Source organism: Pseudomarimonas salicorniae (assembly GCF_023156535.1).
Taxonomy (GTDB): domain Bacteria; phylum Pseudomonadota; class Gammaproteobacteria; order Xanthomonadales; family Xanthomonadaceae; genus Pseudomarimonas; species Pseudomarimonas salicorniae.
Map to the genome: position 1 here is coordinate 72,396 of NZ_JALNMH010000016.1, position 10,689 is coordinate 83,084.

Consider the following 10,689-nt stretch of genomic DNA (forward strand, 5'->3'; position numbering starts at 1 on the left):
GAAGCGCGTCGTCATTGTTGTGAGGGAAACGTTGTGTGAGGTTGACGGGGGCGTCACCCGGGGCGGGATGGCAGGGAGGGGCGCGAAGAAGACCTTCCGCAGAACCCGAATGTAGGAGCCAGCTTGCTGGCGATCGTCCCATCCGGGGCGTCTATCGCCAGCAAGCTGGCTCCTACAGCGGGACCGGGGCGAATGCGCACTTCGCGCCCGAACCGGACCCCGGACGGGCTGTCCGTGATGAGGTCGGTTCAGGAGATGGAGCGCGCCGCGAGCAAGCGGGGCAGGTGCGGCCAGACCGCCTCCCAGGGTTCCGGCCGATGGCACAGGTAGCCCTGCACCAGATCGACGCCCAGCAGGCGCAGCGCCTCCAGGGCCGATTCGCTTTCCACCCGCTCGGCGATGGTGCGGGCGCCGACGATATGGGCAGCCTCGACAAAGCAGCGGATCGCTGTGCCGCTCAGGCGATCCTCGGGCAGGCCCTCGATGAACTGCCCGTCGATCTTCAGCAGGTCGATGGGCAGGCGGCGCAGGTAGGTGAAGGAGGAGGCGCCGGCACCAAAGTCATCCAGGGCCACGCTGACCCCCAACTCGCGCAGCCGGGCCATGAATGTCGCCGCCTCGGTGAGGTTGCCGACCACGCTGGTCTCGGTCACCTCCACGCAAAGACGGCCGCAGCAGCCCTCGCCTGCCTCACGCAGCATCCTCAGCACATCGTTGCGGAACGAACGGTCGCCGATCGATTGGCCGCAGAAATTCACCGCCAGTTCGACGTCGGCCCTCGGATCCAAGGCCAGCCGCTTGATCACCGAGCCGAGCACCCAGCGATCGATGGCGGGCCCCATCCGGAAGCGCTCGGCCGCCGGCAGGAAGGTGCCCGGCGGAATCAGCGAGCCGTCGGGATCGCGAAGACGCAGGAGCGCCTCCACATGGGCCCTGCCGCGCCCCGGGTGGATGGGCTCGATGCGCTGCAGGAACAGCTCGAAGGCGTCGTCCTCCAGAGCCTCGTTCAGCCGCTGCACCCAGACCATGCGGCCACGGACCTCGGCCGCCGCGCCGCGCTCCTGCCAGATCTTCACCTGCTGCCCGCCGGCTTCCTTGGCCGCATAGCAGGCGGTGTCCGCCGCCTGCATCAGCACCTCGGCAGGGGCCACGCTGCCGTCGACCAGGACCAGTCCGATCGAGGCGCCGACCCGGAAGCGTCGGCCCTCGTGTTCGAAACGGAACAGGCCGAGCTGCTTCAGCAGGGTGTCGCACACCCGCAGGGCCGCTTCCAGATCGCAGTTCGGCAGCAGTACGCCGAACTCGTCGCCGCCCAGGCGGGCGATCACGTCTGTGACGCGTACCGCACGAGCCAGCACGGTCGAGACCTCGCGCAGCATCTGGTCCCCGACGGGATGCCCACAGGTGTCGTTGACCACCTTGAAGTGGTCAAGATCCACATACATCAGGCTATGGACCTCATCCGAGGCGCCGCTGGTCTGAAGGGCTCCGGCCAGCCGCGCCTCGAACTCGGCGCGATTGAGCAGGCCGGTCAGCGAATCGTGCGCTGCGCGTTCGGCCATCTCGCGGGCCAGTCGTCGTCGCTCGCTCACGTCGTGGAAGACGATCACCCCGCCGGCCAGGCCGCCGCGATCATCGAAGATGGGTGCAGCCGAATCCTCGACGGCAATCTCCCGGCCATCGCGCGACAGCAGCACGGTGTCGTCCTGCATGCCGGTCGTCCGCCGCTCGCGCAGCGCCAGCGTCAGCGGGTTGGGGGCGGGGCGCCGGGTCTGCTCGTGAACCAGATCCAGGACCTGCTCGACCGGCTTGCCGAGCGCTTCGGACTCGGTCCAGCCGCACATCGATGCCGCGGTGGGATTCATCCAGGTAATCTTCAGATGCTGGTCGGCGGTCAGCACCCCGTCGGCGATGCTGTGCAGCACCACCCTGAGCCAGGCTTCGCGATCCCGCAGCGCGGATTCGGCCAGGCTGCGCCGCGCCACCTCGGCATCCAGTCGGTCCAGCTGCTCACGCAGCATGACGAAGCGTTTGACCGCCTCGCCGTGCGTCTTCAGGCAGGCCACGTAGCAGCCCCGCGGGGTGCCATCGGCAATATGGGTCAGCGTGGCATGCAGGCGTTCCTGGCCGGCGGTGGCGAAGTCGAGGCGGATCGGCAGGGCCTGCCGGCTGCGGCGGCACTCTTCCATGCGCTCAGTCAGCGCATTGCCTGGTGGCAGGCAGGCCTGCAGCGGCCTGCCGCGGACGCTGTCAATCTCGCAGACCAACTCCTGGGCCTGCTGGTTCGCCAGCACCAGGGTGCCGTCGGCATCGAGAAGCAGCAGGGGGGTGGGCAGGCCCGAGATCAGCGCGCTGGCGGAGTCGGGGAGCATGCGGCTAGCTGCGCCGGTACTGGCGAGCGCCATCGACCGGCCGCTCGGGATCCAGGTGGATGACCACCCGGCAGCGTCCATCGCCGGCTGCGATGGTCTCCTCAAGCGCCACCTGGGCAAAGCCCCGGTGCTCGGCGGCGATGTTGCCGAACACATTGGAGGTCATCATGCACAGGGACGATCGCCCGAGCACCTTGTCGCCGAACGGACAGCGGTCGTTGACCAGGGTGATCCGCGTCGCCTCTATCGCCTCGATGCTGAAGCCGCCCTGGATCCGACGCTTGAGATCCACCAGCACGCTGGCCAGCTGACCCACCGACCACTCGCCGTCGCCCAGGTGCGGACGGTAGAGGGCGTCGATGCGCCGGCCGATGCGCTGCCCGACCAGGGCGACAAAGCCGCGTGCCTCGTCCAGCCCGACCACCTCTTCGAGCAGGCCGGAGAGCTCGCGCAGCAGGTCGCGGACAAAGGCATCGCGATCAAGGTCGATATCGGTGCAGGCGACATCCATGGGGGCTTCCTCTGGCTGCAGCGCAATGATGCCGGTGTTCGCGCACACAAGCGATGAACGGTTCCGGACTACCCCTGCATCCTACGCCATCTTTTGGCCGGGTCGAACAGGCCGTTCCCCCGCGCGCGAAGCGGAACGGCCTGCCGGTTTGCCGGATCAGCCCTGCGGCGTGTCGGCAGGGGCCTCTGCGTTCTTCAGGTAGCGGTCCAGGAAGGCGCGGACCCGGCCATAACCTTCGATCTGGTTCTTCTTCTTCGAGAAGCCGTGGCCTTCGTCTTCGAACACCACGTACTCGACCGGCACGCCGTTCTTCTCGACGGCAGCGACGATGTCATCGGACTCCGGCTTGATCACCCGGGGATCGTTGGCGCCCTGCAGCACCATCAGGGGCACATCGATCTTGTCGGCGTGGAACAGCGGTGAGGTCTCGATCAGGAAGTCGCGCTGGGTCTCCGGATTGCCGATCTCCTTGTACAGCGCCTCGCGGAAGCTCTCCCAGTAGGGAGGGATCGACTCCAGCGTGCGGATCCAGTTGGAGACGCCGAAGATGTTGACGCCGACCCTGAACTCGCCGGGCTGGAAGGCCAGCGCCGAGAGCACCATGTAGCCGCCGTAGCTGCCGCCGATGACGCCGATCCTGTCGGGATCGACGTAGTCCAGGGTCTGCAGGTACTTCTTGGCCTCGACCGTGTCCCAAAGCGGCTCGCGGCCATGCTTGCCGTCGTCGGCGGCAAAGAAGGTCTTGCCGTAGCCCGAGCTGCCCCGGTTGTTGATGCCGAGCACCACGTAGCCGTGGTTGGCGAGGTACTGGATGAAGGCATTGTGCCCGCGGGTCGTCTGTCCGCCCGGCCCCCCGTGCACCCAGACCAGGGCCGGGGCCTTGTTCCCGGCGCTCGCCTGGTGCGGCTTCCACAGGATGTTGGGGATCTCCAGGCCGTCGAAGCTCTTGAAGCGGACGACCTCGGAGCTGACCAGGTCCTTCGGATCGATCGCCGGATTCAGCGAACGGGTCAGGGCGCGCGGCTCGCCGCCGAACTCGAGTACGTAGAGATCGTTCGGCTGGCGGTCACCGTTGAGGTAGAAGGCCATCATCTTCTCGCTGCGGGCGATGCTGACGCCGCGGATCTCGCCTTCGGGCAGCGCCGGCAGCGACTGCTCGGCCATGCTGGCGGCATCGAACAGGCGAACCTTGGTCATGCCGTCCTCGTTGGTGCCGACGACCAGATACTTGCCCTCGTGGGAGAAGTAGGCGTAGACGATGTCCCAGTCGGCTTTCTGCACCGGTTCATGGGTCCACTCACCGAGCTTGACCCGCCGAAGTTCGGCGAACTCGCCGGAATCGTTGGCGCTGTAGTACAGCCACTGGTTGTCCGGGCTGAAGTCCTGCGCGTCGAAGCTCGCCTCGCCCTCGTGTTCGGAAACGTGGGTGATCTTGCCGCTGGCGACTTCGAGCACGTAGAGGTCGGAGTCATTGGTGGTGTTGGCCTTGGCCAGCGCGATCCAGGCGCCGTCGCCGGAGATGCCCGCAGGCTGATAACCGCCGGTGTTCTCGAAGATCCGCGTCGGCTCGTAGCTCTTGGCATCGAAGCGGTAGATGTCGAAGAAGCGCGCATCGCGGCCGTTGTGGGTGACGAAGAAGGCGTCGCCGGCGTGGTTGAAGCCGGCGAAGTTGGCCTTGAGGTTCTCGCCCGGGGTCAGGTCGCGCTCGCTGCCGTCGGTCTCGCGTACGAACAGATGGTTCAGCTCGTTGCCACCCTGGTCGCGGGTGAGCAGCACCCGGTCATCGGTGGGGAAGTAGCTGACCGCGTAGTTGTTGTCGGTGGTCGACTCGGTCAGCGCGGTCCACTCGCCGCCGCCGACCTGCATGCTGTAGACGTTCCAGACGCCGCTCTTGTTCGAGGAGAACAGGATTCGCGACTCGTCGGCGCTGAACGAGGCGCCACCGACGCTGGTCGAGGCGATGAAGTCCTCGATCGTGTACTGCTTGGAGGGAAGGCTCGACTGCTCTGCCGACGGCGACGGGGTGGCGGCGGGCGGCGGAGGATCAGCCTGCTGGCAGCCGGTCGCAAGGACCAGCGCAGAGGCGACGAAGGTGGCCAGCAGCGGCCGCCAGGAACGGGTTGGGCGCATCGATTCACTCCCTCGGGAAAGCGGCCAGTCTAGCCCCGTCGCAGCGTTCGTCGGAACGGGCTGCGGTCAGGCGATGAGGTGCGCGCATGGGAGGGGGGCTTTGGGCGCGAAGAAGACATTGATAGGGTGCGGCTGGCCGCACCGGGCATACCGTCCGAACGCCCGTATCGGTGCGCCCAAGGGACACCCTATGAGGCTTCGCTGAACCCCAACGATGCCCGATTGTAGGAGCGCACATGGGCGCGACCGCGGCGTGACGTGTATTCCACAGACCGCGGGCAGAGCGAACCTCCGCGGTCGCGGCCATGTCCGCTCCTACGAAAAGCCCGCCCATCCGAAGCCGCGGCGAACCTCCGCGTCGCGCCCGAACCGCGCCTAGCGCTTGCCGAACACCCTTTGCAGCAGCGAAGAGGCCTGGCCCAGCGGGTTGGCGCGGATCGCCTTTTCCTGCTCGGCGACGTAGTGGAACAGGCCGTCGATCGCCTTGTCGGTCACGTAGCGGTCGAGGTCGACATCGCTGCTGCCAAGCAGGCTGCCCATCTCACCCGCCTTCTCCGAGAGCTGCTTGTAGCGCTGGGTGACGCCAGCCTCCGCCGTGGTCTTTGCCACCACCGGCAGGAACTGCTCGTGCAGTCGCTCGCCGGTCTTCTCGCGCAGGTAGGCGGTGGCAGCACCGTCTCCGCCACGGACGAGTCCGATCGCGTCTTCGACGGTGAGCTCGCGCACCGCGTCGGCAAAGGTGTCCGCCGCAAGCGGCACCGCGGCCTCGGCCGCGCGGTTCATCGAGGTTTCGAACTGCTCGACGTACTTGCCGGCGCCCAGCTCCTTGGCCACCTTGGTCAGCTTGCGCAGTTTGCGCGGCGTGGAGATGCGCACGGCCTTGTCGGCCAGGAAGCCGTCCTTGCGGCCGAGCTGCTCGACAGCGCGCTTCACGCCCTGGGCCAGGGCCTCCTTGACGCCGCTGCTGGCCTCACCCTGGCTGAGCCCGTCCGCGGAGCTGGAGGTGTCCTTGGCCGACTCGGACTTCGGCTCCGCGGGCGCTTCGGAGCGACCCTTCAGCTTGGCCTCGGCCTCCTTGAGCCTGTCCTTGAGCGAGTCCGCGCCCGCCGGCAGACAGACCAGCAGGGCGAGCAGGGGAAGCAGTCGTTGCAGGGGCATGGGGCGGTTCCGCTGGAAGCGAGACCGCAGCATACCCAGCCGTGGTTAGCCTGCCGTTATCCTTTGCGCCGCCACCAGCCAGGGAGAACGGCGTGCTGAAGATCAACTGCGGTTCCGGCGTGCATCCGCTGCCGGGCTGGGTCAACGTGGACCTCGAGGCGGGGCCGAACGTGGATGTGGTGGCCGATCTCGGCGCTGGCATCCCCTGGCCGGATGCCAGCGTCGATTACATCCACTCCGAGGACTTCCTCTCCTGCCTGCCGCGGATCGAACAGGTCCGCTGCTTCCTCTCCGAAGCGCGCCGGGTGTTGCGGCCGTCGGGCTGCATGCGCCTGCTGTTGCCGAGCCTGGAGCGGCTGATCGAAGCCTGGCAGCAGCGCCCTCGATGGCTGGTCGAGCACTGGCAGCGCGCTGTCGGCCTGCCGCTGGATCCCCCGACGGGCGGGCACCTGGTCAATCTCGCGCTCAAACTGAATCCGGGCTTCTTCTTCGACCGCGCCACCCTCGAGGGCCTGGTCGACGCAGCCGGGTTCCGCCTGCGCGAGGTGGGCTACAACGAAAGCCCGCACGAGGCGCTGCGGGGCCTGGACGACCGCCGGCCGGACCAGACCGTCAGCGTGTACTACGAGTGTGATCCAATCTGAACGCGGTAGCGGGCGGTTGGGGCGCCCGGCGGGGTATTCTTCGCGCTTTCCCGGTGGTCGTGGTTGATGCGCTGCTTTGTCTACAGAAGCTCCCGTCGAGAGCAGACCTATGTCTACCTCGCCGAGCGCGATGCCTTCGACAGCCTGCCGGCGCCGCTGCGCGGGGCGCTGGGCGAGCTCGGCTTTGTCCTGGAACTCGAGCTGGGCCCTGACCGCAAGCTGGCCCGCGAGGACCCCGCGGTGGTCCGCGCCAATCTCGCCGGACAGGGCTTCCACATCCAGTTTCCTCCCCGGGTCGAGGTGAGCGATGGCGAATGAGCCGGCCGCCGAAGGCCGGACCGGCGCCGCCATCCTGTGCTACCTGGGCGGCGCGCTCAGCGGCAGTGCGGCGCTCTTCGTCGACTGGCGGGCGGGCGTCGGCCTGTCCCTGCTGGGCCTGGGCCTGCTCTCGGCCGCGATGGCGCTGGGCCTTGGCCACGCCCCCGAGGGCGCGCTGGGCCGGACCCTGCTGCGCCGGCTGCCGGTGGGCCTTCTCTGCCTTGTGCTGACCGTGGGCGCGGTCGCCGCGCTGACAGCCCTGCCGCTGTGGTGGCTGCTGCGCGAGGCCCAGCTGGTGGCGGTGCTCGCGCTCAGCGTGTCGGCGGCGCTGGCCTGGCTCGCGCTGTGGCGGATCTGGCCGTTCTGGCTGCTGGCCTTCGTCGACCGCGCGCCGCGCGCTGGATGGCTGGGTCCTCTGGACTGCTGGCGCGCCGCGCGCCGGCTGGTCGAGCGTGATCCCTCGTTTCCACGCGGCATGCTGGCCGCCCTGCTGGTCCTCCTCCTGCTTTCGGTCAGCGCCCTCGGCGTCGGGCTGTCCGACGGTTTCGGCTGGGAGCTGGGCGCCGGCGTCGCCCTGGGCTGGTGGTGGCTGCTGGCCCCGGCACTGGCCTTCGTCCTGACCGCGCTGATCGAGCCGGCCCGGCTGGCCGCGCCGCAGAACGGCGGCCCGGCCGATCCGACGCGCGAGCGCCGGCCGGAGCCGGTCGATCCGGTGATCCTGCCAGCGACGCCGGAGGTCGGTTCTGCCACCCGTCCGGGCCTGATGCAGGGTGATCCCTCGGCGCGGCTGGTCGCCGCGGCCCGGCTCGGCCGCATCGACGAGGCGATCGCCGCGCTGGATGCCGGGGCCGACCCGCACCAGCTGCCCGGCGCTGACGAGCGTGACCAGAGGACCCTGGCCATGCTGGCGTCGATTCTTCCGGATACCCGCCTGCTGCGACGGCTGATTGCCGCCGGTGTCGACATCAACCGTCGCCACCAGGGCCTGACGCCCTTGCTCGCGGCCACCCGCGACAGCCTGCGCGGGCGCCCGGACGCGGTCATGACCCTGCTCGCCAACGGTGCCGATCCACGCGACGTCGATGGCGAGGGCCGCACCCCTCTGCACTTCGCCGCCCTGGTCGCCGAACCCGATGTGGCCGCCCTGCTGCTTGATGCCGGGGCGCCGCTGGAGGCCTTGAACCGGGATGGCTACTCGCCGCTGGGCGTGGCCTGTGGCTGCGGCAACTGGCGCATCGCCCGCTTCCTGGTCGAGCGCAAGGCTCGGCCGGAGCCGCCGGGCGGCCAGCCGGCCCTGCTGGCCGCGGCCTCGGGCGAGGACGATCCCGCCGGCGTGCAATTGCTGCTGCGCCACAAGGCCAAGGTCGATGCCCGCGGCCGGCTCGGACGCACCGCCCTGCTCAGCGCCTCGCTGGCCGGCAATGCCGCCATCGTCGGCGAGCTGCTGGGCGCCGGCGCCAATCCCGATCTGGCCGACGAGCACGGCATTCCGCCCCTGCTCGAAGCGGCCCGCGCCGGCGCCAATGGCGTGCTGGAACAGCTCACCGGCAGCGGGCTGCGCACCGACGTCGCCGATTCGCATGGACGCAATGCCCTGGTCGTCGCCTGCCAGTCGCCGCGCGCCGACGCCGAGACGGTGGCCCTGCTGCGGGCGATGGGTGTCGACCCCTCGCAGCGCGCCGGCGATGGTCGCAGCGCACTGGAATGCGCCGTGGCACAGGCGCGCTGGCCGTTGGTGGCGGTGCTCGATCCGGGCTATCCGCTGCCCGGCGCGCTGGACGAGCTGGCCGACGGCGGCGGCGGAGAGGCGCTCATCGCCGCGGTCGATCACGATCCGCGTCCGTTCGCTGAACGCCTCGCTTCGGCATTCGACGATCGCGACGAGGCGCGCGCCGAGCTGCTTCTGCGCTCGCCCGAGGCCGACGCCGCGATCCGCTGGAAGGCGGTGCGGACCTTCGATGACCGTGAGCATCCGGCGCGGGTGGCGCGTCAGCTGGGCGCCTTCGGGGTCCCCGAGCTGGAATCGGCGAACCGCCTGGCCGAGGCGCTCGGGGAGGGCCGGGTCGCGCTCGCCCGCGGCCTGCTGGATCGCGGCGTCAGTGCCTCGGGGCTGCGCCTGGCCGAAGCCATTTCCCGCCTGCCGCCCGGGGCATCGGCCGAGGCCGAGAGCCTGTTCCGCCATCTGCTCGGCGCCGGCGCCGACGCCTGCGCGCCATCTGATGGCCTGAGCGCCCTGATCGCCGCGGTCAATCGCGGCTGGCATGACCTCTGCGCCGACCTTCTGCAGCGCGGCGCCGCCCTGCAGCACGCCGACCGCCGGGGCTGGACCGCCCTGCATCATGCGGCGGCGGCGGGCGATGCCGAGTCCGTCGCCCTGCTGTTGCGCGCCGGCGCCCGCCTCGATGCGCGAAGCGTCGATGGATGCACCGCCTACGGCCTGGCCCTGCGCCACGGGCGCCACGACATCCTCGACTGGCTGGACTGGCATGACTGGAAGCCGCCGGGCCGCCGGCTGCGCGACGCCGACCTCATCGATGCCGCGGCGCAGGGCGACAGCGCGGCGGTCGAGCGGCTGCTCCTGCTCGGCCTCGAGATCGACGCCCGCGACGGCAAGGGCGCCACGGCCCTGCTGCGCGCCTGCGGCGGCGGCCACGCGGCCTGCGTGGGCCTGCTCCTGCAGCGCGGCGCCGATTCGGCGGTGGCCGCAGACAGCGGGGCCACCTGCCTCAGCGCGGCGATCAGCATGCGGCACCGCAGCGTGGTCGAGCGCCTGCTCGACTCCGGTGCCGATCCTGACCAGCCGCTGCCCGGCGAGGTCACCCCCCTGATGGTCGCCGCAGCGCTCGGACTGGCCGACATGATCGAGCTGCTGCTGGCCAGGGGTGCCCGCCCGGGGCTACGCGATGCGCAGGGCAACCATGCCCTTCATGCGCTGGCCCAGTGGGGTTTCACCGCGCGCGACAGGGCCAGGGCGACGGCCTGCTGGCGAGCGCTGCTCAGCGCCGACCCCGCGGCCGCCGACAGCGACGGGGCCGACGGCCTCAGTCCGCTGCTGCTTCTGCTCGGCGCCCGTGCCGACCCAGGTCATCCGGCCGACGAGGACTGCCTGCGGCTCCAGCTCGACGTCCTGCTCGGCCAGCCTGTGGATCTCGACCGCCGCGACGGCCGTGGCTTCGGTCCCTTGCACCTGTGCGCCCTGCACGGCCAGCTTGCCGCCCTGCGCCGCCTGCTCGAAGCCGGCGCCGACCGCGAGGCCCGTGACAGCCTCAATCGTCGACCGCAGGAAATCGCCGTCATGCGCGGCTTCGTCGACCTCGCCGCCGAGCTCGAACCCGCCGACCGCCACCGCGCGACGCCGCCGTCGCTGGCAAGGTTCCTCAACAAGCCCTGAGGCCCGGTCGGGGCGCGAAGTGCGCATCCGCCCCGGTCCCGCTGTAGACACTCTGTTCCCTGTCAAGCGATTTCTTGGCTCGGGAACAGCCTGCTCCCGTCGTACTTTTCTGGGCTTTTGACGAGGGTCCAGGCAGCGGTGAGCAGCTTTCTCATGACCGCCACG

7 protein-coding genes are annotated in these 10,689 nt (G+C 69.8%); 3 read left to right on the forward strand and 4 right to left on the reverse strand.

Going from position 1 to position 10,689, the window contains the following annotated elements; translation table 11 throughout:
• Positions 1-248: 248 nt before the first annotated feature.
• The 4 genes from M0G41_RS17025 to M0G41_RS17040 all read right to left on the reverse strand — a co-directional run bounded on the left by M0G41_RS17025 (position 249) and on the right by M0G41_RS17040 (position 6,171).
• Positions 249-2,372 (reverse strand): EAL domain-containing protein, encoded by a 2,124-nt coding sequence (locus M0G41_RS17025; protein WP_248211255.1) that lies wholly within the window; start codon positions 2,370-2,372, stop codon positions 249-251.
• Positions 2,373-2,376: 4 nt separating this feature from the next.
• A complete protein-coding gene (locus tag M0G41_RS17030) occupies positions 2,377-2,883 on the reverse strand; it encodes a methanogen output domain 1-containing protein (protein ID WP_248211257.1) in 507 nt (168 codons plus the stop codon).
• 156 nt (positions 2,884-3,039) lie between these two features.
• Positions 3,040-5,013: a S9 family peptidase gene (locus M0G41_RS17035; protein WP_248211258.1), complete on the reverse strand. Its 1,974-nt coding sequence runs from the start codon at positions 5,011-5,013 to the stop codon at positions 3,040-3,042.
• A 375-nt stretch (positions 5,014-5,388) separates the two neighbouring features.
• Positions 5,389-6,171 carry a DUF4197 domain-containing protein gene (locus tag M0G41_RS17040; RefSeq protein WP_248211259.1) on the reverse strand — a complete coding sequence of 261 codons (783 nt, stop codon included), beginning with the start codon at positions 6,169-6,171 and terminating at the stop codon, positions 5,389-5,391.
• Between the two features lie 92 nt (positions 6,172-6,263).
• On the opposite strand from M0G41_RS17040, the gene M0G41_RS17045 reads away from it, so the two are divergent.
• From M0G41_RS17045 to M0G41_RS17055, 3 genes are all read left to right on the forward strand, one after another.
• Complete coding sequence (locus M0G41_RS17045; RefSeq protein WP_248211260.1) at positions 6,264-6,815, forward strand: class I SAM-dependent methyltransferase; 552 nt, start codon at positions 6,264-6,266, stop codon at positions 6,813-6,815.
• Between the two features lie 66 nt (positions 6,816-6,881).
• On the forward strand, positions 6,882-7,133 hold the full coding sequence (locus M0G41_RS17050) for a YcgL domain-containing protein (RefSeq protein ID WP_248211261.1): 252 nt from the start codon (positions 6,882-6,884) through the stop codon (positions 7,131-7,133).
• Complete coding sequence (locus tag M0G41_RS17055) at positions 7,123-10,524, forward strand: ankyrin repeat domain-containing protein (protein ID WP_248211262.1); 3,402 nt, start codon at positions 7,123-7,125, stop codon at positions 10,522-10,524. The genes M0G41_RS17050 and M0G41_RS17055 overlap by 11 nt, the downstream gene beginning before the upstream one ends.
• The last annotated feature ends 165 nt before the right edge of the window (positions 10,525-10,689 follow it).